Origin of the sequence: Oscillibacter sp. KLE 1728, from assembly GCF_934833455.1 — a bacterium.
Taxonomy (GTDB): Bacteria; Bacillota; Clostridia; order Oscillospirales; family Oscillospiraceae; genus Oscillibacter; species Oscillibacter welbionis.
On record NZ_CAKVVF010000036.1, the window covers coordinates 1 to 22754 of the forward strand.

The 22754-nt window shown below is 63.9% G+C and carries 20 protein-coding genes; 9 read left to right on the top strand and 11 right to left on the bottom strand.

Features of this window, described 5'->3' with window-relative positions:
* From QVE23_RS05835 to QVE23_RS05845, 3 genes are all read right to left on the bottom strand, one after another.
* Positions 1–436 (bottom strand): MerR family transcriptional regulator (locus tag QVE23_RS05835; RefSeq protein WP_287967738.1); only part of this gene is annotated, 436 nt, incomplete at its 3' end.
* Between the two features lie 143 nt (positions 437–579).
* The gene (gene metA, locus QVE23_RS05840; protein WP_025545037.1) at positions 580–1518 is read right to left on the bottom strand and encodes a homoserine O-acetyltransferase MetA; all 939 of its coding nucleotides are present in this window, start codon (positions 1516–1518) and stop codon (positions 580–582) included.
* A gap of 1 nt (position 1519) precedes the next feature.
* A complete protein-coding gene (locus QVE23_RS05845; RefSeq protein ID WP_287967740.1) occupies positions 1520–2806 on the bottom strand; it encodes an O-acetylhomoserine aminocarboxypropyltransferase/cysteine synthase family protein in 1287 nt (428 codons plus the stop codon).
* 467 nt (positions 2807–3273) lie between these two features.
* Between QVE23_RS05845 and QVE23_RS05850 the strand changes: the two genes are divergently transcribed.
* From QVE23_RS05850 to QVE23_RS05865, 4 genes are all read left to right on the top strand, one after another.
* Positions 3274–3912, top strand: a complete 639-nt coding sequence (locus QVE23_RS05850; RefSeq protein ID WP_287967742.1) for a CatA-like O-acetyltransferase — start codon at positions 3274–3276, stop codon at positions 3910–3912.
* 182 nt (positions 3913–4094) lie between these two features.
* The gene (locus QVE23_RS05855) at positions 4095–4466 is read left to right on the top strand and encodes a GntR family transcriptional regulator (RefSeq protein ID WP_021749036.1); all 372 of its coding nucleotides are present in this window, start codon (positions 4095–4097) and stop codon (positions 4464–4466) included.
* Entirely contained in the window at positions 4456–5310 is an 855-nt protein-coding gene (locus tag QVE23_RS05860) for an ABC transporter ATP-binding protein (protein WP_287967744.1), read from the top strand. The genes QVE23_RS05855 and QVE23_RS05860 overlap by 11 nt, the downstream gene beginning before the upstream one ends.
* On the top strand, positions 5307–6074 hold the full coding sequence (locus QVE23_RS05865; RefSeq protein ID WP_021749038.1) for a hypothetical protein: 768 nt from the start codon (positions 5307–5309) through the stop codon (positions 6072–6074). Before QVE23_RS05860 ends, QVE23_RS05865 begins: the two co-directional genes overlap by 4 nt.
* A gap of 101 nt (positions 6075–6175) precedes the next feature.
* Here the strand turns inward: QVE23_RS05865 and QVE23_RS05870 are convergent, their stop codons facing one another.
* The 7 genes from QVE23_RS05870 to QVE23_RS05900 form a co-directional block, all read right to left on the bottom strand.
* Complete coding sequence (locus QVE23_RS05870) at positions 6176–8152, bottom strand: ABC transporter permease (RefSeq protein ID WP_025545153.1); 1977 nt, start codon at positions 8150–8152, stop codon at positions 6176–6178.
* Complete coding sequence (locus tag QVE23_RS05875; RefSeq protein ID WP_021749040.1) at positions 8145–8912, bottom strand: ABC transporter ATP-binding protein; 768 nt, start codon at positions 8910–8912, stop codon at positions 8145–8147. Before QVE23_RS05875 ends, QVE23_RS05870 begins: the two co-directional genes overlap by 8 nt.
* 113 nt (positions 8913–9025) lie before the next feature.
* Positions 9026–10009 (bottom strand): sensor histidine kinase, encoded by a 984-nt coding sequence (locus QVE23_RS05880; RefSeq protein ID WP_021749041.1) that lies wholly within the window; start codon positions 10007–10009, stop codon positions 9026–9028.
* A gap of 4 nt (positions 10010–10013) precedes the next feature.
* Positions 10014–10688, bottom strand: a complete 675-nt coding sequence (locus QVE23_RS05885) for a response regulator transcription factor (protein ID WP_021749042.1) — start codon at positions 10686–10688, stop codon at positions 10014–10016.
* A gap of 23 nt (positions 10689–10711) precedes the next feature.
* On the bottom strand, positions 10712–12220 hold the full coding sequence (locus tag QVE23_RS05890; RefSeq protein ID WP_025545154.1) for an ATP-binding protein: 1509 nt from the start codon (positions 12218–12220) through the stop codon (positions 10712–10714).
* Positions 12221–12257: 37 nt separating this feature from the next.
* Complete coding sequence (locus QVE23_RS05895) at positions 12258–13184, bottom strand: hypothetical protein (protein ID WP_021749044.1); 927 nt, start codon at positions 13182–13184, stop codon at positions 12258–12260.
* Positions 13185–13187: 3 nt separating this feature from the next.
* Entirely contained in the window at positions 13188–14606 is a 1419-nt protein-coding gene (locus tag QVE23_RS05900; protein WP_287967745.1) for a vWA domain-containing protein, read from the bottom strand.
* A gap of 165 nt (positions 14607–14771) precedes the next feature.
* Between QVE23_RS05900 and QVE23_RS05905 the strand changes: the two genes are divergently transcribed.
* The 5 genes from QVE23_RS05905 (at position 14772) to QVE23_RS05925 (ending at position 21206) form a co-directional block, all read left to right on the top strand.
* Entirely contained in the window at positions 14772–17447 is a 2676-nt protein-coding gene (locus tag QVE23_RS05905) for a translation factor GTPase family protein (protein WP_287966553.1), read from the top strand.
* Positions 17444–17866, top strand: a complete 423-nt coding sequence (locus QVE23_RS05910; RefSeq protein WP_021749047.1) for a signal peptidase II — start codon at positions 17444–17446, stop codon at positions 17864–17866. Before QVE23_RS05905 ends, QVE23_RS05910 begins: the two co-directional genes overlap by 4 nt.
* Before the next feature lie 452 nt (positions 17867–18318).
* Positions 18319–19500 carry a glycosyltransferase family 4 protein gene (locus QVE23_RS05915; protein ID WP_273481993.1) on the top strand — a complete coding sequence of 394 codons (1182 nt, stop codon included), beginning with the start codon at positions 18319–18321 and terminating at the stop codon, positions 19498–19500.
* Positions 19497–20093: a TVP38/TMEM64 family protein gene (locus QVE23_RS05920; protein ID WP_021749049.1), complete on the top strand. Its 597-nt coding sequence runs from the start codon at positions 19497–19499 to the stop codon at positions 20091–20093. Before QVE23_RS05915 ends, QVE23_RS05920 begins: the two co-directional genes overlap by 4 nt.
* Positions 20094–20132: 39 nt before the next feature.
* Positions 20133–21206 (top strand): glycosyltransferase family 4 protein, encoded by a 1074-nt coding sequence (locus QVE23_RS05925; RefSeq protein ID WP_025544929.1) that lies wholly within the window; start codon positions 20133–20135, stop codon positions 21204–21206.
* Between the two features lie 137 nt (positions 21207–21343).
* On the opposite strand, the gene pyk is transcribed toward QVE23_RS05925, so the two are convergent.
* The coding region (gene pyk / locus QVE23_RS05930) for a pyruvate kinase (RefSeq protein WP_287967747.1) at positions 21344–22754 on the bottom strand (1411 nt) is incomplete at its 5' end.

A 22754-nucleotide genomic window follows, 5' to 3' on the forward strand; every position in this document is an offset into this window, starting at 1 on the left:
CTCCCTCCCGGTCGTAGCAGGGAAGGATCTGGCGGACGCTGGCTACCTGCCGCTCCGGCAGGGTCTTGATGGTGACATCGTAGTTCATCTGTTTTTCATCCTTTCTCAGCCGTTCGATGGTTGTGTCCAGAAGCCGCAGCCGGTCCAATGCCTCCTGAATGGAGGCCTCCACCGCTGCCCGCTGGGCCAGCAGGCGCGTCTCCATGGCGGTCCGGTCCTCCCAGCAGGCCAGCAGCGCGGCCGTCTCTGCCAGGGAGAACCCCAGGCCCCGCAGGGCGGTGATCCGGTTGGCGGTCATCAGCTGGGCCGCCGCGTACCGGCGGTAGCCGGTCCAGGGATCGGTCTCCTCCGGCACCAGCAGGCCGATCTCATCGTAGTGGCGCAGCATCCGGATGCTGATTCTGGACAGCTTTGAAAATTCTCCGATTTTGAACATAGGATCCCTCCGCATATATGCGTTTTCTTGAGCTCACTGCTATGGTATGCCCTGCCACTGTGTGAGAGTCAAGAGAATTTTTTCAAAGTTGCGATGAGAGAAAAAACGTTCCGGCCGCAGAAGCGGCCGGAACGGCGGTGGGCTCAGTCGTCGGTGCGGATGCCCCGTTCAATATCCCGGATATTGTAGGGGGAGGTTTGGTAGACGAAGTAATTCAGCCAGTTGGAGTACAGCAGGTGGGCGCAGGAGCGCCAGGTCACCGCAGGCTTGCGGCTGGGGTCATCGCCGGGGAAGTAGTTCTTGGGGACCCGGATGTCCGCTCCGGCGGTCAGGTCCCGTATGTACTCATTCCGCAGGGTGTCCCGGTCATACTCCGCGTGGCCCATGAGGAAGATCTGCCGGCCCTGGTCGGTCTTGACGGCGTAGACCCCGGCCTCCGGGGAGGAGGCAAGTATCTTCAGCTCCGGGATTGCCTCGATGTCCTCCCGCAGCACTGTGGTGTGCCGGGAGTGGGGCACCCAGAACTCGTCGTCAAAGCCCCGGAAGAGGATGAAGTTGGGATCCTCCACCGTGTGGCGGAACACGCCGAAGAGTTTCTCCGGCAGCTGCCGCTTGGGGATGCCGTAGTGGTAGTACAGCCCCGCCTGAGCGCCCCAGCAGATGTGAAGGGTGGAGTGGACGTGCGTCTTGGACCACTCCATGATCTCGCACAGCTCCGGCCAGTAGTCCACCTCCTCAAAGGGAAGGTTCTCCACCGGCGCGCCGGTGATGACCAGGCCGTCAAAGGTCCGGTCCCGCACCTCGTCAAAGGATTTGTAGAAGGCCAGCATGTGGGCCTGGGAGGTGTTCTTGGACACGTGGCCGCTGGGGGCGATCAACTCCAGCTCGATCTGGATGGGGGTGTTGCCCAACACCCGGGCCAGCTGGGTCTCGGTTTCGATCTTGGTGGGCATCAGGTTCAGCAGCAGGATCTGCAGGGGGCGGATATCCTGGGTGATGGCCCGGGTCTCCGTCATGACAAAGATGTTCTCCGACGTCAGAACGGAGGTGGCGGGCAGCTGGTTGGGGATTTTGATGGGCATCTCACTTCACCTGGTCCAGCGCCTGGGCGATGTCGCCGATCAGATCCTGCTTGCTCTCCAGGCCGCAGCTCATCCGCACCAGGCCCGCGGGAATGCCGGCGGCGGCAAGCTGCTTGTCGGTCATCTGCCGGTGGGTGGAGCTGGCGGGGTTCAGACAGCAGGTCCGGGCGTCCGCCACATGGGTCTCGATGGCGGCCAGCTTCAGATGTTTCATGAAGGTGCCCGCTGCCTCCCGGCCGCCCTTCAGCTCAAAGGACACCACGCCGCAGGAGCCGTGGGGCAGGTACTTCTCTGCCAAGGCATGGTACTTGTCCCCTGGCAGGCCGCAGTAGCTGACGGAGGCCACCTTGGGATGTGCCGCCAGGAACTCCGCCACCGCCTGGCCGTTCTCACAGTGGCGGGCCATGCGCACATGAAGGCTCTCCAGCCCCAGGTTCAGATAGAAGGCGTTCTGGGGGGACTGGATGGCGCCGAAGTCCCGCATCAGCTGGGCGGTGCACTTGGTGATGAAGGCGCCCTCCCTGCCGAACTTCTCCGCGTAGGTGATGCCGTGGTAGCTGTCGTCCGGGGTGCAGAGGCCGGGGAACTTGTCCGCGTGGGCCATCCAGTCGAACTTGCCGGAGTCCACGATGGCGCCGCCTACCGCCGCGCCGTGGCCGTCCATGTACTTGGTGGTGGAGTGGGTGACGATGTCGGCGCCCCATTCAAAGGGCCGGTAGTTCACCGGAGTGGCGAAGGTGTTGTCCACGATCAGCGGCACGCCATGGGTGTGGGCGGCCTTGGCGAACTTCTCGATGTCCAGCACCGTCAGGGCCGGGTTGGCGATGGTCTCGCCGAACACCGCCTTGGTGTTGGGCCGGAAGGCGGCTTCCAGCTCCTCGTCGGTGCAGTCCGGGGAGACGAAGGTGACCTCGATACCCATTTTCGCCATGGTGACGGAGATCAGATTGAAGGTACCGCCGTAGATGGAGGACGAGGAGACGATGTGGTCCCCGCAGGAGCAGATGTTGAACAACGCGAAGAAGTTGGCCGCTTGGCCGGAAGAGGTGAGCATAGCGGCGGTGCCGCCTTCCAGCTCGCAGATCTTGGCGGCCACATAGTCGTTGGTGGGGTTCTGGAGGCGGGTGTAGAAGTAGCCGTTGGCCTCCAGGTCAAAGAGCTTACCCATGTCCTCGCTGGTGGCGTATTTGAACGTGGTGGACTGGACGATGGGGATCTGCCGGGGCTCTCCGTTGCCGGGGGTGTAGCCCCCCTGGACACATTTCGTTTCGATGCGGTAATCGCTCATGGTGTGTGCTCCTTTCGACTGGATGAAGATGACTTTGGAGACGAAAAAACGGCTTTCGTCCCAAAGAAAAACTTTGAGACGAAAGCCGTCAGGCTTCCGCGGTACCACTCAAATTGCGCCGTCCTCACGGCCCGACGCCCCTTTTGGGGTCCAGCAACCCCTCTGCCCTGACGCGGCAGTCCTCGGAGAGGCCCTACCGGCGGCGCGCCGCCCTCGAACCCTCGGCTCAGGAGCCATAGGACCTGGAGACCCTTGCCGCCGGCTTCCACCGCCCGCCGGCTCTCTGAGGGCGCCGGTCTCCGTCCCTCTCCATCATCGCTTTGGAACATATTATAGCCACGCCGCGGCAAGTTTGTCAACTGCGGATTTTCGCCTCGCATGGACCGCAGCGGCAGTGGACTTTTGGCCCGGCCTGTGGTACGATGGCCCAAACGGCCGGCGGAGGACGCCGGAGAGGGAGGAGCGCCATGGCCTTTACGCCCATCGACGAGCAGACCTGGGAGCGCCGGGAGTATCTGGAGGTTTTCCGCCAGACCGCCATCTATCTGACGGCGGAGGTGGATATCACACCGCTGTATCGGCACACGAAGGCCCGGGGCGAAAAGCTGTACCCGGCTCTGGTGTGGTGTGTGGCCGCCGTGCTGAACCGACACGCCCATTTCCGGTATGGCCGGGATGAGGCGGGGCGGATCGGGATTTGGGATGAGCTGCACCCTTATTATACGGTGCCCCGCCGGGACGCCCCGGATCTGTTCGCCATGAAGGTCACCCGCTTTATGCCGGACTATGATGTGTTCCGCCAGGACTTTCAGGCGGACTATGCCCGGGCGGAGACCTGCGGCCGGCTGCTCTGCGACGAGACCCTGCCCCCAAATGTCTGCGGTATCTCCGCCATGCCGGGGCTGGCCTTCTCCGCCTTCAGCTTCGGCGGGGACCCCAAGCCGGACTTCACACCCTTCATCCTGCTGGGGAAGGTCCACCCGGCAGGGGACCGGATGGTGCTGCCGGTGGGCGGGGAGTTTGCCCACGCCGTCAACGACGGCGGCCACATCAGCGGTTTTTTCAAAGAGCTGGAGGAAACCGCCGCCAAACTGTTTCCGGATTGAAGGAGAAAGAGACCGCCCGCGGGGATGCTTGTCCCTGCGGGCGGTCTTCTATTTGAAAGCCGCGGGCCAAAAAATTCTGCCAGCCCTATTGACAAGAGGTGCGGCTCATGCTATATTAGCCACATGGTTAGTTACTAGACTAATTAACCAGATAACAAACCGGCAGGAAAGGGGGAACCGCCTTGACGTTGACGGAAGACCGGCCCATCTTCCAGCAGATCGCGGAGCAGCTGGAGGAGGCGATCCTCTCCGGGGCCTACCCAGAGGAGAGCCAGGTGCCGTCCATCACGGAGTATTCGGTGCAGTACCGGATCAATCCCGCCACCGCCCTGAAGGGGATCAACCTGCTGGTGGACGCGGGGCTGCTGTACAAGAAACGGGGCGTGGGGATGTTTGTGGCCTCCGGCGCCCGGGAGAAGCTCCGCCAGAGCCGGCGGGAGCGGTTTTATCAGGACTACGTCCAGCGGATGGTGCGGGAGGCCCGGAATCTGGGCCTGACGGATCAGGAGTTGCTGGAACTTCTGGAAAGGGGAATGAAAGAAGATGGCCATTGAGTTTCAGCACATCTCCAAGCGGTTTGCGGACACCCGCGCCCTGGAGGATGTGTCTTTGACCTTTGAGGAGGGGAAGATCTACGGGCTGCTGGGCAACAACGGCGCTGGCAAGTCCACGCTGCTGAACATCCTCTCCGGTCGGCTGTGCCCGGACAGCGGCACCGTCACCGTGGACGGCGCTCCCGCGGGCAGCGACGCGGCGCTGGGCAAGCTGTTCCTGGTGGGGGAGAAGAACCTGTATCCCGACGACATGAAGGTGAAGCGGGCCCTGGACACGGCGGCCGTGTTTTACCCGGACTTCGACCGGAGCTATGCGGAGAGCCTGGCAAAGCAGTTCGAACTGCCGTTGAACAAGAAGATCAACGGCCTCTCCACCGGCTACGGGTCCATCTTCCGTCTGATTTTGGGTCTCAGCGTCAACACCCCCTATGTGCTGTTTGACGAGCCTGTTCTGGGTCTGGACGCCCAGCACCGGGACCTGTTCTACAAGCTGCTGGTGAAGAAATACGCGGAGTCCCCCTGCACCATGGTGGTCTCCACCCACCTGATCGCGGAGGTGGCGGACCTCATCGAGCACACGGTCATCATCCGGAAGGGACGCATCCTGCAGGACGCGCCCACGGAAGAGCTGACCGCCGCCTGCTGGGCGGTGTCCGGCCCTGCCGGGGTGGTGGACAGCTGGGCCGCCGGGCGGGACGTGTTTACATCCTCTGTGCTGGGCGGACTCAAGACCGTCTGCATCCGGGGCGGGGGGACAGAGGACCTGCCCGCCGGGCTGGAGCGGCGGCGCGTGGGGCTCCAGGAGTATTTTATCAGCCTGATGGAAGAGGAGGATCAGAGATGAACACGCGATTCGGCCGGGCCTTCCGGTATGAGGTCCGGAATTATTTCCGGGCAGTGGCGATCCTGTGGCTGGTCATGGCGCTGATCCCGGCGGCGATGCTGGCAATCACCTATTTCCTGGCCGGAGAGACGGCCATGGAGGGCAGCTTCAACGGCTATTCCATTGCCGTGGGGATGTTCGGCCTTGTGTTGGGCATGGTGGGCCTGCGGGAGAATCAGCGGGTGCTGAACCAGAACGGCGTGTCCCGTCGGTCCGCCTTCCTGGCGGACGTGGCCGCCCTGGCGGTGGCGGCGGTGCTGGTGGCAGCGGGTGTCACGGTGATTATGGGCGCCTATCAAACAGTCTTGGGCGGCCAGGGCCGGCTGCTGATTACAGATCTGTACCAGGTGATCTATGAGGGACCCTCCGCCGGTGCCGGGATCGGTGGCCTGGTGCGGGGCGCGATCTTCTCCGCCGCGGTGGGCTGGATGCTGGCGGCCCTGGGGCAGTTCTGCTCCGCCCTGTACTGGCGGCTGAACAAGTTCTGGACCATCCTGATTTCCGTGACCGTGCCGCTGGTGCTGATCTTCGGCAGTGTGCCGCTGATTAGCTGGCTGGGCACCACCTCCGCCGGGCGGGCGGCGGTGGAGGCCCTGGCGGCTTTCGGACAGTTCCTGGCCGCATCCCCCTGGAACGCGGCGGCGGTGCTGCTGGCCATGGGGGCGGCGTTCTTCGCCCTCAGCTGGCTGCTGCTGCGCCGGGCCATGATCCGGCCTGCAAAGTAACAGATAAAAGTGAAAAGATAAAGGATAAGAGATCTTCCCAAACAAGGGCATCTCTTATCCTTTATCTTATATCTGATATCTCCGGGGGCGCTCCATGTGTCCTATTGTCCGCCCACGATGCGGCTGTACGTGCGGGTGGTAAGGCCGTAGACCAGGGCGTAGATGGCGCAGAACACCAGCAGCGTCCCGGCGGCGCAGAGGGCGAACAGACGGACGTCAAAGAGGTTGAACAGCTCCAGCAGTTTGCACAGCATGGGGAAGGCTGCCGCCACATGGATGCCCGCCGTCACCAGGGGCAGGAAGAACACCAGCAGCACCTGACTGCGGATGGAGGAGCGGACCTCCCGGGGACTCATGCCCACCTGCTGCATGATCTGATAGCGGCGCTGGTCCTCATATCCCTCGGAAATCTGCTTGTAGTAGATGATGAGTACCGTGGACAGCAGGAACAGCAGCCCCAGAAACACGCCCAGGAACAGGAAGCCGCCGTACATGGTGTACAGGTCCACAGCGTTGTCCTGATGGCTGATGACGGAGTACACGTCATTGGCGTCCGCCGCCAGCAGGGGGTCCACAAAGGCCAGCTTTTCCTCTTCCGTGCCGTCCAGGTCCACCTGGACACGAAATTCCCGGTGGACTCTGCTGGCATCCCGGTCGCTGATGGCGGAGACTACGGTCTCATCCGCCACCACCAGGAAAAGCTGCGCCGTCTGGCCGGAGATCAGGATGGAGCTGTTGTACCGGGGGAAGTCCATGATGGTCCCAGCGATGTGAAAAGGGAGGTCTTCGATATAGAAGGTATCCGGCAGGTCCAGATTCTCTGCCTGGACCAGCACCTCTTCCGGCTCCAGGTCCACGGTATGGCCGGTGAGGCGGCCGTAGTCATCGGCGGTGAGCAACCGGATTTCGGTGCTGACGCCCTCCTGCGCCACAAGGGTGAAGGTGTTTCCTGTGTAATAGCCGACGGTGTCCCCCGGAGTGGACCACCGGAGCAGCTCCACCTTCCGGCCTGCGTCCGCGGCGGCGGTCTGGACCCGCTCCAGAGTGTCCTCGTTCAGGGCCGTCTCCTGTTCCGGCGGCACTTCGTCCAGGGACTGGACCACGTCCACATCATAGGGATACATCCGCTCCAAAGCTCCCTCCAGCCCGGCGTACAGGCTGACGGTGGTGGATACCGTCACCAGCACCATGGTGGAGAGGATGCAGATGTTGGCCAGGCCCACGGCGTTCTGCTTCATCCGGTACAGCAGCCCCGCCACGGCGGTGAAGTGCTTGGGCTGGTAGTAGTACCGGGGGCTGTTCCGCAGGTGCTTCAGCAGGGCGATGGACCCGGCGGTGAACAGGCAGTAGGTGCCGACCATCACCAGCGCCACCGCCAGGAAGAAATAGGCCAGGGCGGTAAAGGGGTCCTCTACCGTCAGAGCGGTGGCATAGCCAGCCCCCAGAGTGACGGCCCCCAGCACCACCAGCAGGCGGCGGGTCCGGGGCTCCCGCTCCCCGGCACTGGCGCTGTGGAGCAGTTCCACAGGACGGGACCGGAGCAGCCCGAACAGGTTCCACACCAGCGTCAGCAGGAAGAGGAAGCCGAAGAGAGCGGCGGTATCGGCCATGCCGGAGAGGCTGATCTCAAAGCCATACTCCACCGGCAGGTGGGACAGCTGCAATAGGAGCAGCAGCACCAGCTTGCTCAACAGCACCCCTGCCGCGAGCCCGCCCACAATGGCCGCGGCGGCGCAGTAGAGCGTCTCCCACACCATCAGGCGGGCGGTGTGGCGCTTCTCCAGACCCAGGATGTTGTACAGCCCCAGCTCCCGCCGGCGGCGCTTCATCACAAAGCTGTTGGCGTACAGCAGCAGAACCGCGGAGAACAGCGTCACCACCAGCCGGCCCAGGTACATCAGGCTTTGGAGATATCCGGCCCCCCGGACGGAGGCCACAATGTCGCTGAAGGTCAGGTAGGAGAGAATGTAGTACATGGCGGCCGTCATGCCGCAGGAGAGCAGATACGGCCCATAGAACCGGCCGTTGCGCATCAGATTCACCAGGGCCAAGCGGGGAAAGAAGCCGGACTTACGCATGGGGCTCACCGCCTCCCGCCAGGACCGTCAGGGTGTCGGAGATCCGGCGGAACTGGGCCTCCTGGCTCTCGCCGCCCCGGTAGAGCTGGTGGTACACCTGTCCGTCCCGGAGGAACAACACCCGTCCAGCGTGGCTGGCCGCCTTTACCGAGTGGGTGACCATCAAAATGGTCTGCCCGGTGCCGTTCAGTTCTCCGAACAGCTCCAGCAGGGCGTCGGAGGACCGGGAGTCCAGAGCGCCGGTGGGTTCGTCTGCCAGAATCAACTGGGGGTCCGTGATGAGGGCCCGGGCCACAGCAGCCCGCTGCTTCTGGCCGCCGGAGACCTCATAGGGGTATTTCGCCAGGATGTCCGAGATGCCCAGCTGATCTGCGATGGGGCGGAGCTTTTGCTGCATCTCCCGGTAGTCTGTGCCCGCCAGCACCAGGGGCAGATAGATGTTGTCCTGAAGGGAGAAGGTGTCCAACAGGTTGAAGTCCTGGAACACGAACCCCAGGTGGGACCGGCGGAAGGCCGCCAGATCCCGCTCCCGGATGGCAGAGAGGGGCCTGCCCTCCAGTAAAACCTCCCCGGCGGTGGGGCGGTCCAGGGCCGCCAGGATGTTCAGCAGGGTGGTCTTGCCGGAGCCGGACTCACCCATGATGGCCACGTACTCCCCCTCCTCCACGGAGAAGCTGACGTTGGACAGGGCCTGGACCTGCGTGCCGCCGAAGCGGGTGGTGTAGATTTTCTGTACATGCTGTACTTCCAACAATGGCATCAAGATTCCTCCTCGTATCGGATCATGCCTCTATTGTAGCCAAAGGGCCGGACTGTCTGCCATGGATTTGGCTTACAGTCCGGCCCGATTCCTTACAGTTTCGTCACATTGGGTCACTCCACCACCCGTCGGCCCCGGGAGAGGTCCAGCCGCACCAGCGTCCCCTGCCCGGGGCGGGAGACGATGGAGATCCCGTGGTTCAGCCGGTCCATCACCCGGCGGCACAGGTACAGCCCGATGCCGGTGGACTTCTTGTCCTCCCGGCCGTTGTAGCCGGTGAAGCCCTTCTCGAACACCCGGGGCAGGTCCTCCGGCCGGATACCGATGCCGCTGTCGGCGATCACCAGCGTCTCTCCGTCCCCGTAGATCCGGATGCGGCCCCCGGCGGGGGTGTATTTCAGGGCGTTGGACAGTACCTGCTCCACTACGAAGGAGAGCCACTTCCCGTCCGTCAGCACCGTCCGCCCGGTCTCCCGAAAGTCCAGGGTGATCTTTTTCAGAATGAACATCCGGGCGAACTTCCGCACCGCCTGCCGCAGCAGGCCGTCCAGGTCCGTGTCCCGGAGGACATAGTCCGTGCTCTCGCTGTCCAGCCGCAGGTAGCCCAGCACCATGTCCACATACTGCTCGATCTTCAGGAGCTCCACTTCCACCTCCGTGCCCACAGCGCCGGGATCCTCCTGCAAGAGCAGCCGGGCCGCGGCGATGGGGGTTTTGATCTGGTGGGCCCAGAGGGTGTAGTAATCCGTCATGTCCTCCAGCCGGTCCCGGTTCTCCGCCGCCAGACGCACCCGGTCGGCGCAGACCGCCCTCAGCAGGGCCTGGTAGTCCGCCTCCAGTACGCCCCGGGGCGGCGGCAGGGGCAGCACCGACTCATGGACCTTTCGTAAAAGCCCTTCCAGCTCCCGGTGCCGCCGGAGAAAGGCGGAGTACCCCAGGGCAAACAGGACCAGCCCCAGCATTAGGCAGAGAAGGCCTGCATAGGCAACCGCCTCCACCGGCAGGCTGTACAGGGCGAACACGGCGGCGAACACCGCCACCGCCCCGGCCAGCAGCAACAGCAGCTTCCACTGGCGCTTGAGATAGGCTGTCAGCATTCCGTCACCCCTCCACCAGATATCCGGCGCCCTTCCGGGTACGGATGAAATCCGGGAGGCCCGCCGCCTCCAGCTTCCGCCGCAGCCGGGCGATGTTCACCGTCAGGGTGTTCTCATCCACAAAGCTGTCGGACTCCCACAGCCGGGTCATCAATGCGTCCCGGCTGACGATCTCCCCCTTGTGCTCCAGCAGGAGCTGCAGAATCCGGCACTCGTTCCTCGTCAGCTCCACCCGCTGCCCGTGGGCATCCAGCGTCCCATCAGACACGTTCAGCACCGCGGCGCCGCAGGAGAGCAGGTGGGAAGACGGGCCGAAGTCATAGGCCCGCCGCAGCAGGGCCTGGACCTTGGCGGAGAGCACCTGTAAATCAAAGGGCTTTGCCAGCAGGTCATCCCCGCCCAGCTGCATGGCCATCACCACGTTCACATTGTCCGAGGCGGAGGTGAGAAATAAGATGGGCGCCTTGGAGACCCGGCGGATCTCCTGGCACCAGTGGTAGCCGTTGAAGAAGGGGAGGGAGATGTCCAGCAGCACCAGATGGGGGTCGAAGGCGGCGAACTCCGACAAGACGTCGTCGAACCGCTCCGCGCAGCGGACGGTGTAGCCCCAGCCCTCCAGATGGCGGCGGATGACCCCGGCGATGGCCGCGTCGTCCTCCACGATGAAAATGCGGTACATGAGCCCCTCCTCTCCCCCCGCGGTCAGTTCAGCTCCAGGGACTCCAGCTGGGAGATGATCTCCTGCTGGCGCTCGTAGAACAGCAGCTCCTGGTTGTGGGCGAAATACGCGTCGCAGCCGTAGCGGCTGATGAAGGTGGCGGCGTAGTAGTTGATGGTCAGCTCCGTCACCAGGATCAGCAGCTCCTGCCCCTCCGGGAACACCTCCTCGCAGAAGGCGAAGAGGTTGTTCAGCATCTCCCCGGCGGTCTTGGCCTGGGCCTTCAGGTCCTGGACCATCTGATCGAAGTCCGCCTTCACTGCAGCAAAGCCCGTCTGACTGTCCACGGTCTGTCCAGCCAGGACTTTCTGCCGCTCCAGAGCGGCGATGATCCGGCGGTGGGAGCGCTCCGCCTCCTGGGAGAGACTGCCAGACCGCCTGCCGGTGTCGATGCGGGTCTTCTGACGGCACAGCTGTTCCTCCAGCAGAGCGGCGAGATCCGCCTCCGGCGCGGTCAGGGCGGCTTTCACGTCCTTCAGGATGCCAAGCAGCTCCCGCAGCATCTCCTCCCGCTCCACCACGGAGCGCAGCTCGCCGGTGGCGGCGTCCAGCAGCAGACCCAGCAGGGACAGCCGCTCGTCGAACTTGGCGGCAGAGGCACGCTGGCGGATGGCCTTGGTGGCCTTGCCGGCGAGAATCTTGTCCACCTGGTAGTCGCTGCGGTACTTGTTGAACAGGTCGTAGTAAACCGCGAACTCCTTGGCGATCTTGGGATTCTGGAGATATTGGATGATGAGCTTCTCATCCACCGGCAGGTGGTTCTGCTCGTACAGGTGAATCATCTGGCTCAGGTCGTCCCAGCCCCGGGCGGTGACGAACCGCTTGCCGTTCACCGTGGACTCCACCTTGTAGAAGTCACCCTTCCGGATCTCCAGGTACGTCATCACCGCCGGATGGACGTGCTTCTGGTAGGCAAACTCCTTCCAGGCATCGAAGTCCGGCTCCACGTCGATGCGCTTGAGCCGGTCCCAGGTAACGATGTCGAACTCCCGGACGGAGCGGTTGTACTCCGGCGGGTTGCCGGCAGTGACCACGATCCAGCCCTCCGGCACCCGATGGCGGCCGAAGATTTTATATTGCAGAAATTGCAGCATGGAAGGGGCCAGCGTCTCGCTGACGCAGTTGATCTCGTCCAGGAAGAGGATGCCCTCCTTTTTGCCGGTGGCCTCCATAGTCTCGTACACGGAGGCGATGATCTCGCTCATGGTGTACTCGGAGACCTGGTACTCCTTGCCGTTAAAGACCTTCTTCTCAATGAAGGGCAGACCCAGGGCGCTCTGCCGGGTGTGGTGGGTCATGGAGTAGGACACCAGGCACACGTCCAACTCCTGGGCGATCTGCTCCATGATGGCGGTCTTGCCGATGCCCGGAGGGCCCATGAGGAACACAGGCCGCTGCTTTTCCACCGGCACTGCGTAGCTGCCGAACTCATCCTTGGTGAAGTATGCCGTCATGGCGTTTTTGATCTGTTCCTTGGCCTCTTTGATATTCATGGTCATTCAACCTGACTTTCCTCAGTATCGGTATGATTCAAAGCGCAAATTCCGCGTCCAGAAAATCTGTGTCCGCCCCAGCCGTCTCCCGGGGCCAGCGGCGGTTGCAGTAGTCCAGAAGAAAGGCAGTGGCCTCTGTCAGACGGCTGCGCAGCAGCAGGTCCACCGCGGCCCGGCAGTTGTCCTGGTCCAGAAAGCCCAGGTCTGCCAGCTGCAGCAGCTGGCGGCGCAGGGCGTCGTTGTCCGTCAGGGCCAGGTTCCGGCGCAGATGCTCCAGATAATGTTCCTTGGGCCGCATGTGCCGGAAGTCGTTGGTGCCGCCGTTGGTGTAGAACTCCTGATAGGAGTGGCCCCGCAGCAGGGCCAGCGCGTAGATCAGCCGCTCCTCTCCGGTGAAGCGGTCCTCCTGCCGGTAGCAGGCGCCGATCTCCGGGGCGTACCCTTCCTCTTCCAAAGAGAAACCCAGATAGAAGGCGTATTCCAGCCGCTTCAACTGGGCGTAGCCCTGGCACAGGAAGATATTCTCCCGGGAGGTGTCCTGCCGGACGGTGCCGTTGGCGGCCCGCTCGTCCAAGGCGGCCATCAGGCAGTCCCAGTGGACCATGGCGTGAATGGGGCGCATGCGGGGGGCCGCAATAGCGGTCAGCGCCGGGGAGATGGGGCGGGCGCCGATGGCGTTGGTGGCCAGCCGGAAGAGAAAGGCCTCCTCGTCGGCCAGCTTCTCCGACAGCCAGTCCAGGCTGTCCTGAAAGGCGAACACATCCGCCGTGCCGCCGTATTCCACGATCCGCAGGTTTTCAAAGCGATTCAGGCCGTAAAAGGCATCCACATCCGGGGGGATCACCAGAATCTCCACGCCCCGCAGGGCAGGCACGGCCTTGGCACTGACCCGGGCCACCGGCCCCTCCGGCTGCACCACGGCCCGGCGGCCCTCCAGCCGCAGGCATTCCACTTGTGTTTCCATGCTTCAGATCTCCTCGCTCTGTAATACCAGCTTGATGGCCCACACCGGCACGTCCGGCGGGTCGTACCCGTCGTCCAGAAAGACGAAGGCCGCGTCGTAGTCCGGCTTTTTCTCCGGAAAGATGCCGCGGCCGTCGGTGAAGTAGATCATGCCCTTGAGGTTGGTGAACTCTCCGGCCCGGACCAGCTCGTCCACGTACTGAAACACCGGGCGGAAGTCCGTGCCGCCGAAGCCGTGGAGCTGCATGGTGTCCAGATAGTTGTCGAAGTCCTTCTGGCTGGTGATCTTCCGGTCCTCCTGCACCTCCGCGTCGCACTGGATGATGTGGAGATTGATCTTGGTGAAGAAGTTTTCCTGCTGGCGCAGGATGTTGTAGGTCTTGGTGACGAACCGCTGCACCAGGTCGCCGCTGACGGAGCCGGAGGTGTCGATGGCGATGACGAATTCCTTGATCCGCCGGACCTCCTTGTACTCCAGCGGCTCCACCAGGGGCATATTGCCGTACAGGGACAGACCGTAGGTGTAGTAGATATAGTCGAACTCGTCCTGATTCACCTGGGTGACCTCGCCCAGGCTCATATAGCGGCGGAGGAAGTCCGCATAGTCATACGTCTCCCGGTTCACCGCCTTCAGCTCCTGGACCAGATTGCCGGCATCGGTGCCGTGGCGGCGGGATATGGTCTCCAGGTCCACCTGGAGTCGCTCGCTGATCTCCTTCCAGGTCTGCTCCAGGTCCTTGTCCCGCCGTTCTGTGCCGGATTTGGGCGTCTGGGCCCGGCTGCCCTGGCCGCCCCGGCCGGACTTCTGCTTGCCGGGGGTGCCGGTCTCCGGCGTCCGGCCGTTGGACTGGCTGCCTCCTCCGGCGCCCTGGCCGCTCTTCGCCGGCAGATACCAGGCCCGGTGGTCGTCCGCCAGGAAGGGTTCCCGCAGCCGGGCCATCTGGTCGTCGGAGAGCTGCCGGTCCAGAAAGTACCGGTAGAGCTTCTCCGCCGTCAGGGGCCGCACCTGGGAGCGGAGCTCCTTCAGCGTCTCCTCCTGGGCATAGGCCCGGTTGCAGGCGGCGCTCTCCAGGTGGAGGTCCTCAATGGCGCTCTCCACCGCGATGTCGCAAGCCAGGTCCCAGCACCGACGGTCGATGTTGGCGCTGGTGAACAGGTGCCGGAACACACAGTGGAGCACGATGTGCAGGTAGTCCCGCACATTCCGGCCCCGCTCCCGCTTGTACATGGACAGGACGTAGTACGTGTCGTAAAACAGGTGCTGGCCGTCCGTGGCCAGGGTACCTGGATAGGAGGTCAGCTGAAACTGGCTGAGGGCCAGGTCCAGGAACCGCAGGTTCACCAGCAGGGTGTTCCGGGTCAGGCGCAGAATATTCTGAGCCAGGGCGTCCGCCTGGCGGAATTTTTCCACATAATCTTCCATAAGCACAACTCTTCCCGAAAGGGCGCCGTGCGCCCGATGTTCTGACCCTTTATTTTAGCATGGGGATATCGGCAATGCAAGAAAAACGCCCCGGACGGCGTCTTGCGCCCGCAGCCGGGAGATGATATGATAAACCTGCATGAACACGAAAGATGGAGTGGAGACATGAGAAAGCTGGTCGTTGGAATATTGGCCCACGTGGACGCGGGGAAGACCACCCTGTCGGAGGCGCTGCTGTATCAGAGCGGCGCCCTGCGGCGCCTGGGCCGGGTGGACCACCAGGACGCCTTTCTGGACACGGACGCCATGGAGCGGGAACGGGGCATCACCATCTTCTCCAAACAGGCGGTGTTTTCCCTGAAGGACACGGAGGTCACCCTGCTGGACACGCCGGGCCATGTGGACTTCTCCGCTGAGGCGGAGCGGACGCTTCAGGTGCTGGACTGTGCCATTCTGGTCATCAGCGGCACTGACGGGGTCCAGGCCCACACCCGCACCCTCTGGCGGCTGCTGGAGCGGTATCACGTTCCCACCTTTCTTTTTGTGAACAAGATGGACCTGGCGGGGGCAGACCGGGCCGCAGTTCTGGCAGGCTTAAAGCAGCATCTGGGCAGCGGCTGTGTGGATTTCAGCGGCGAACGGGACGAATCGTTCCGGGAGGAGGCGGCCGTCTGCGATGAATCAGTGCTGGAGCGGTATCTGGAGACCGGAGTTCTGACAGACGGCGACCTGCGGCGGATGGTCGGGAAGCGGAAGCTGTTCCCCTGCTGGTTCGGCTCTGCGCTGAAGCTGGAGGGGGTCTCGGAATTCCTGGAGGGGGTGGAACAGTATGCCCCGGTTCCCGCCTATCCGGAGACCTTCGGCGCCCGGATCTACAAGATCGCCCGGGACGGCCAGGGCACCCGCCTCACCTATTTAAAAGTGACAGGCGGCACCCTGCGGGTGAAGAGCCTTTTGACCAACCGCCGCCCCGGTCTGGGAGAGGACCAGGTGTGGGAGGAGAAGGCGGATCAAATCCGCATCTACTCCGGCGCCAAGTTCCGCACGGTGGAGGAGGCCCCGGCGGGGACGGTGTGCGCCGTGACGGGTCTCTCCCGCAGCCGGGCGGGAGAGGGCTTAGGGCTTGAGACCGGCTGGACTGCCCCGGCGCTGGAGCCGGTGCTGACCTATCAGGTGCTGCTGCCGGAGGGGACGGATCCCCACACTGCCCTGGGCAATCTGCGCCAGCTGGAGGAGGAGGATCCCCAGCTCCACATTGCCTGGAATGAGCAGACCCGCCAGATCCACGTGCAGCTGATGGGGGAGATCCAGCTGGAGATCTTACAACGCATGATCCGGGAGCGGTTCGGCCTGGAGGTGGCCTTCGGCCCCGGCGCCATCTGTTATCGGGAGACCATCGCCGCCCCAGTAGAGGGCATCGGCCACTTTGAGCCCCTGCGCCACTATGCAGAGGTCCATCTGCTGCTGGAGCCCGGGGAGCGGGGCAGCGGCCTGGAGTTCGGGACGGCCTGCCCGGAGGACCAGCTGGAGGGCCGCTGGCAGAGGCTGGTCCTGACCCATCTGGCGGAGAAGGAGCACCTGGGGGTGCTGACCGGCTCCCCCATTACGGATATGAAGATCACCCTGGCGGCGGGCCGGGCCCACGTGAAGCACACGGAGGGCGGCGACTTCCGCCAGGCCACCTATCGGGCGGTGCGCCAGGGGCTGATGGAGGCGGAGAGCATCCTGCTGGAGCCCTGGTACGACTTCCGCCTGGAGCTGCCCGCCCCTCAGGTGGGCCGGGCCATGACGGACCTCCAGCAGATGGGGGCGCAGCTGTCTCCGCCGGAGACGGCGGGGGAGGAGGCTGTGCTCACTGGTGCCGTGGCGGTGTCCGCTCTGGGGGACTACGCCCGGGAGGTGGCCGCCTACACCCAGGGCCGGGGGCGGCTGCTCTGTTCCCTCCGGGGTTATGCGCCCTGCGCGGACCAGGACGCTGTGCTGGCGTCCGTCGATTACGACCCGACGGCGGATTTGGACAACTCCCCGGACTCCGTGTTCTGCAGCCACGGCGCCGGCGTCATCGTCCCCTGGGATGAAGTGCCCGCCCGGGCGCACGTGTCCAGCGGCCTGGACCTGGGACCGGAGAAAGAGGAGCCGGCGGGGAGGTCTGATACCCGGCGCGCCTCTGTCTACGCTGGGACCATCGAGCAGGATAAGGAGCTCCAGGCCATCTTCGAGCGGACCTACGGCCCCATGAAGCGGCGGGCCTTTATTCCCCCGAAAGACCCCCGGCGCCCTGCTCCGACAGCGGAGGCAGAGCAGGAAAAGCGGACCATCCGGGAGCAGTTCTCCGGACCGGAGTACCTGCTGGTGGACGGCTACAACATCATTTTTGCCTGGGATGAGCTGAAGGCCATCGCCCGGGACAATCTGGACGCCGCCCGCAAGCAGCTGTGCGATCTCCTCAGCAACTACCGGGGCTTCCGGAAGTGCGAGGTCATCGCCGTGTTTGACGCCTATAAGGTCAAGGGCGGCCAGGGCAGCGTGGAGAAGTACCACGACATCCACGTGGTCTACACCAAGGAGGCGGAGACGGCGGACGCCTATATCGAGCGGGCCACTTACGAGATTGGCCGCCGCCATCGGGTGCGGGTGGCTACCTCCGACGGCCCGGAGCAGCTGATCATTCTGGGCCACGGGGCCCTGCGGCTTTCCGCCAGCGCCTTCCGGCAGGAGGTGGAGCAGGTGGAAGGCCAGATCGCGGACATCCTGGCCGCCAACAACCGCAGGCAGAAGACCGGAAACGTCCGCTCCGCCCTGGAGCGGGCCCAGAGACAGACAGAGGAGGAGAAGCCATGATCGGATTGAGCTGTACCGCAGGCGCGGTGCTGGCCCTCTGCGGCCAGGTCCGCGGAACCCTGGAGCGCAAGGGGCTGCCCCAAAAGGAGCTGGACGGCGGCCGGGTGCGGATCGAACCCCGGTACAACCAGGGCTCCGGCTTCGGCCTTGTCCCGCTGAACGGCCGGCAGATGGCCCCCCTGTCCCTGGCGGCGCTGTGGGCGCTGCTGGGGGTGTGCGGCGGCCGGGGCCTGGGGGCCGGACTGCTGCTAGGCGGCGGACTCAGCAACCTGTGGGAACGGATCCGCCATGGACGGGTCCTGGACTATCTGCGCTTTCCAAAGGCGCCGGGGCCGCTGAAGAAATACACCTACAATCTGGCGGACCTGGCCATCTTCCTGGGCGCTGTGCTGATGGTGCTGCGCCGCAGAAGGCAGTAATATGAGCCGCCCTGCGTGATTCCACGCAGGGCGGCTCTCTTCATAAAAATTTAAGAAATTTCACAGTTTTTTCGTAAACCAAGGGAATCTATACTGAATTTACGAAAAAAACACGGAACTGTAACTGATTTGTAAATTGACAATTAGTTGTGTTTGTGTATATACTAACTGTACTAGTACGGGCAGTACAGTTTTTTTGAATGGCTTAAAAATTTGTCATTGACAAATTTCAAAATTGTGTTACTGTATTATTAGAATAATACAAAAAGAGACACCGTAACGGACCGCACTCTGCCGCGTCTTATGTGAGACATTTTACAGACATTTGACGCAAACGCCGTGGGATGTTGATCTGGTGGCGTTATACTGGAACTGAAAAAATGTTCCGGAAGTTGAAGCGTTCGGCGGGGCTGCGTCGTATAGGAGAACAAGACGAAAGAAGGGAACCTGTTATGAAGATCCTGATTACCACAGATTGGTATACGCCTGCGGTAAACGGTGTGGTCACCTCTGTGAAAAACCTGCAACGGGAGTTGGAGCGCCGGGGCCATGAGGTCCGGATCCTGACGCTGTCCCAGTCGCTCCACTCCTGGTCCCGGGACGGCGTCACCGCCATCGGCTCCGTAAACGCCGGACGGATCTATCCCGGCGCCCGCCTCCGCACCGCCATGGCGGGCCGCTGGGTACGGGAGCTGATGGACTGGCGGCCGGATGTGATCCACTCCCAATGTGAGTTCAGCACCTTTTTCCTGGCCCGCCGCATCGCAGAGGAGCTGGATGTCCCCCTGGTCCACACCTACCACACGGTGTATGAGGACTACACCCACTACTTCTCCCCCAGCGTCCGGTGGGGCCGATGTGCGGTGGCGGCTTTCTCCCGCTGGGTAGCTGCCCAGGTGGACGGCATGATCGCCCCCACCGGCAAGGTGCGGGGACTGTTGCAGGGCTATGGCGTTCGCTGCCCGGTCTTCGTGGTGCCTACGGGCATCGACCTGCGGCGCTTCCAGCAGGAGGGCGATCCCATGCGCCGGGCGGTTCTGCGGGCCAGCCTGGGCATCCCTGCGGAAAACACTGTGCTGGTGTGCGTGGGGCGCCTTGCGGAGGAGAAGAACATCCAGGAGCTGCTGAAGCTCCGGGCCTCCCTGGGCAGCCGCCCTGTGACGCTGTTGCTGGTGGGGGATGGTCCTGACCGGCCCCGGCTGGAGCAGGTGGCCCACGATCTGCGGCTGGAGGCCCCGGCAGTGATCTTTGCCGGCATGGTGCCCCCGGAGGAGGTGCCGGAGTGGTACCGGCTGGGGGACCTGTTCGTCAGCGCCTCCTCCAGCGAGACCCAGGGCCTGACCTATATCGAGGCACTGGCCGCCGGCGTGCCCGCCCTGTGCCGGGCGGATCTCTGCCTGGAGGGCGTCATCCTGGAGGGAGAGAACGGCTGGCAGTACCACAGCACTGCGGAGTTCCGGCAGCGGCTGGAGGAGTTCCTGGCCAGCCCGGAGACCCACGAAGCGCTGAAGCGGCGGGCCGCAGAGAGTGCGGAGCAGTTCTCCGCCCAGCGGTTTGCCCAGCGGGTGGAGCGCATCTATCAGATGCAGCTGGCCCGGCGGGCGGCCAGCTGTGTCCAGGGGGTGACCGCATGAGCCGGGGCGTGGAAAAGACCGCTCTGCAGGCGGCGTCCCTCTTCGGACTGATTTTGTGCGTGCTGACCGGAATCTGGGCCTGGCAGGCAGGACTGCTAACATCCCAGGAGCGGCTGCAGGCCTTTGTGGCCAGCTGCGGCGCCGCCGGCGGGCTGCTGTTCGTGGCGTTCCAGATGGTGCAGGTAGTGGTGCCGGTGCTGCCCGGCGGCCTGGGCTGCCTGGTGGGCGTGGTGCTGTTCGGCCCGGTGATGGGGTTTGTCTACAATTATGTGGGCATCTGCATCGGTTCGCTGTTGGCCTTTGCCGTGGCGCGCAACTGCGGGCGGCCGCTGTTGAGCCTGCTGTTTTCGGAAAAGCTCATCGCCAAGTACAGCGATTGGACAGAGCGGAATGACCGGTTTGCACGGCTGTTCGCCCTGGCGATCTTTTTCCCGGTGGCGCCGGACGACTTCCTGTGCTATCTGGCGGGCACCACCTCCATGACCTGGCGGCGGTTCACCACCATCATCCTGCTGGGCAAGCCCCTTTCCATCGCCCTGTACAGTCTGGGGCTGACGGTGCTGTTCCAGCAGATCACAGGCTGGCTGGGGTAAAGACATCCGCGGACGGGCGGATCGGTAAAGGAGACACACATGCGCGTTTTTATCTACAATGGCGGCCTGCGCCTGGTCGGCAAAAGCGGTGTGGGACAGGCCATCCTCCACCAGCGGGAGATGCTGCGCCGGGCCCGGATCGACACTGCCGACCATTGGTGCCAGCGGGCCGGGGCCGTCCATATCAACACGGTGCTGCCGGATTCGGTGCTGGCGGCTCTGGCGGCCAAGTTGATGGGGCGGAAGGTCATTTACTACGGCCACTCCACTATGGAGGATTTCCGCAGATCCTTTCGAGGCTCGGACCGGCTGGCACCCCTCTTCCGCAAGTGGATCACCTTCTGCTACAGCCTGGGCGACGTGGTGCTGACCCCCACGGAATACTCCCGCCGTTTGCTGGAGAGCTACGGCCTCAAGCCGCCGGTGTACAGCATTTCCAACGGCGTGGATACAGAGTTCTTCGCGCCGGATCCCACCCGGCGGGCGTCCTTCCGCCGCCGCTGGGGCCTCCGGGAAGGGGAGCGGGCGGTGATTTCCGTGGGTCACACCATTGCCCGGAAGGGGCTGCCGGAATTCCTGGAGCTGGCCCGGCGGATGCCGGAGGCCCGTTTCCTCTGGTTCGGCTGGACGGATCCCCATCTGATCCCCCAGGAGATCCGGCAGGCCATGGAACAGGCGCCGGAGAATGTGACCTTCGCCGGCTTTGTAGACCGGGAGACGCTGCGGGAGGCATATTGCGGCGCGGATGTATTCGCCTTCATGAGTCATGAGGAGACCGAGGGCATCGTGGTGCTGGAAGCCCTGGCCTGCGGCATTCCCACAGTGGTGCGGGACATCCCTGTTTACAACGGCTGGCTGCGGGAGGGACAGAATGTCTACAAGGCCTCCGGCACAGACGAGTTCCAGCAGAAGGCGGAAGGACTTCTGACAGGGACATTGCCGGATCTGACAGCCGCCGGCCGCCGGGTGGCGGAGGAGCGGAGCCTGTCGGTGATGGGGGAGCGCCTGCGGGAGGTCTACCGGCGGATGGACATTCTGCCGGCAGCGCAGCCGGCGGCAAAAACGAACCTCCCTCAGGCGGAGAGACCCGTACAGCACAGCTTCACACCTTAATTCCCGGTATTCCTACGGGATAAGGATACCCTGGCGAGGGATGGTTCCCCATAGCGCCCGCTTCCATTCCGGTTCTGCGGGCCGCCGATGAAGAGAAAAAGCGCCTCCGGCTTTTGCCGGAGGCGCTTTTGGCGCGTTTACTGGGGCAGCGTCTGGACCACGCCGCGGGCACAGTCCACAGAGACCATGGCACCGTCCTTCAGGCGCTGGACGGCGCCGGCGGCGCCCACGATCACCGCCTTGCCCAACGTCAGGCCCACAGTGGCCGCATGGCCGTTGGTGCCGCTCTCCTCGCTGATGACAGCGGCCGCCTGTCGGATATAGGGCAGGAGGTCGTTAGTGGTGTAGGGCACCACCAGCACATCCCCGGGGCGGAACTTGGCGGCCACATCCTCCAGCGAGCGGCAGACGCACAGGGGGCCGGAGGCGTTGCTGGCCCCCACGCCGACGGCGTTGAGCAGGGCCCCGCCCACCAGATGGACCTTGATCATATTGGTGGTGCCGGAGACACCCACGGGCACACCGGCAGTAATGACCACCAGATCGCCCTGCTTCACGAGTTCTGCCTTCTCTGCCGCCTGGATGGCGAACTCGATCAGCTGGTCGGTGTTCTGGGCATAGGGCATCAGCAGGGGCACCACGCCCCAGTACAGGGCCATCTGCCGCTGGACCCGCTCACTGAGCAGGCAGGCCACCACCGTGGTTCCGGGGCGGAAACGGCTCACCAGCCGGGCGGTGGCACCGCTCTGGCTGACGGTGAGGATGGCATCGGCACCGATGTCCATGGCAGTGGTGCAGGCGGCATGGGCCGTGGCGGCGGCGATGGACAGGCGGCTGGAACCCGGCAGGTTGCGCATCCGCTTGGCGTAGTTGATGTCCGCCTCGGTCCGCAGGGCAATGGCATCCATGGTCTGCACCGCCTCCACGGGGTATTTGCCCGCCGCTGTCTCGCCGGAGAGCATGATGGCGGAGGTGCCGTCGTAGATGGCGTTGGCCACGTCGGTGATCTCCGCCCGGGTGGGGCGGGGATTCTCCATCATAGAGTCCAGCATCTGTGTGGCTGTGATGACAGGCTTGCCGGCGGCCACACACTGGGCGATCATGTCCTTCTGGATGATGGGAATCTCTGTGAAGTCGATCTCCACGCCCATATCCCCCCGGGCCACCATGATGCCGTCCGCCACGGACAGGATCTCCGCCAGGTTGCTGACCCCCTCCTGGTTTTCAATCTTGGCGATGATCTGGATGGAGGAGTCTGCCTCATCCAGCAGGCGGCGGATCTCCCGCACGTCGTCCGCCGTGCGGACGAAGCTGGCGGCGATGAAGTCAAAGCCCTGTTCCACGCCGAAGAGGATGTCCTCCCGGTCCCGCTGGCTCATGTAGGGCATGGACAGGCGGATGCCCGGCACATTGACGCCCTTGTTGTTTTTCATGGCCCCGTCGTTTTCCACCCGGCAGCGGACGTCCGCCGCTGTGGTCTCCAGCACCGTCAGGCGCACCAGGCCGTCGTCCAGCAGGATGGTGTCGCCGGCCTTCACGTCCCCGGGC

Coding starts and splice junctions, on each gene's coding strand:
- metA (WP_025545037.1), bottom strand. CDS start 1,518: ATGCCCATCAAAATCCCCAACCAGCTGCCCGCCACCTCCGTTCTGACG.
- QVE23_RS05845 (WP_287967740.1), bottom strand. CDS start 2,806: ATGAGCGATTACCGCATCGAAACGAAATGTGTCCAGGGGGGCTACACC.
- QVE23_RS05850 (WP_287967742.1), top strand. CDS start 3,274: ATGGCCTTTACGCCCATCGACGAGCAGACCTGGGAGCGCCGGGAGTAT.
- QVE23_RS05860 (WP_287967744.1), top strand. CDS start 4,456: ATGGCCATTGAGTTTCAGCACATCTCCAAGCGGTTTGCGGACACCCGC.
- QVE23_RS05865 (WP_021749038.1), top strand. CDS start 5,307: ATGAACACGCGATTCGGCCGGGCCTTCCGGTATGAGGTCCGGAATTAT.
- QVE23_RS05870 (WP_025545153.1), bottom strand. CDS start 8,152: ATGCGTAAGTCCGGCTTCTTTCCCCGCTTGGCCCTGGTGAATCTGATG.
- QVE23_RS05875 (WP_021749040.1), bottom strand. CDS start 8,912: ATGCCATTGTTGGAAGTACAGCATGTACAGAAAATCTACACCACCCGC.
- QVE23_RS05880 (WP_021749041.1), bottom strand. CDS start 10,009: ATGCTGACAGCCTATCTCAAGCGCCAGTGGAAGCTGCTGTTGCTGCTG.
- QVE23_RS05885 (WP_021749042.1), bottom strand. CDS start 10,688: ATGTACCGCATTTTCATCGTGGAGGACGACGCGGCCATCGCCGGGGTC.
- QVE23_RS05890 (WP_025545154.1), bottom strand. CDS start 12,220: ATGAATATCAAAGAGGCCAAGGAACAGATCAAAAACGCCATGACGGCA.
- QVE23_RS05895 (WP_021749044.1), bottom strand. CDS start 13,184: ATGGAAACACAAGTGGAATGCCTGCGGCTGGAGGGCCGCCGGGCCGTG.
- QVE23_RS05900 (WP_287967745.1), bottom strand. CDS start 14,606: ATGGAAGATTATGTGGAAAAATTCCGCCAGGCGGACGCCCTGGCTCAG.
- QVE23_RS05905 (WP_287966553.1), top strand. CDS start 14,772: ATGAGAAAGCTGGTCGTTGGAATATTGGCCCACGTGGACGCGGGGAAG.
- QVE23_RS05910 (WP_021749047.1), top strand. CDS start 17,444: ATGATCGGATTGAGCTGTACCGCAGGCGCGGTGCTGGCCCTCTGCGGC.
- QVE23_RS05915 (WP_273481993.1), top strand. CDS start 18,319: ATGAAGATCCTGATTACCACAGATTGGTATACGCCTGCGGTAAACGGT.
- QVE23_RS05920 (WP_021749049.1), top strand. CDS start 19,497: ATGAGCCGGGGCGTGGAAAAGACCGCTCTGCAGGCGGCGTCCCTCTTC.
- QVE23_RS05925 (WP_025544929.1), top strand. CDS start 20,133: ATGCGCGTTTTTATCTACAATGGCGGCCTGCGCCTGGTCGGCAAAAGC.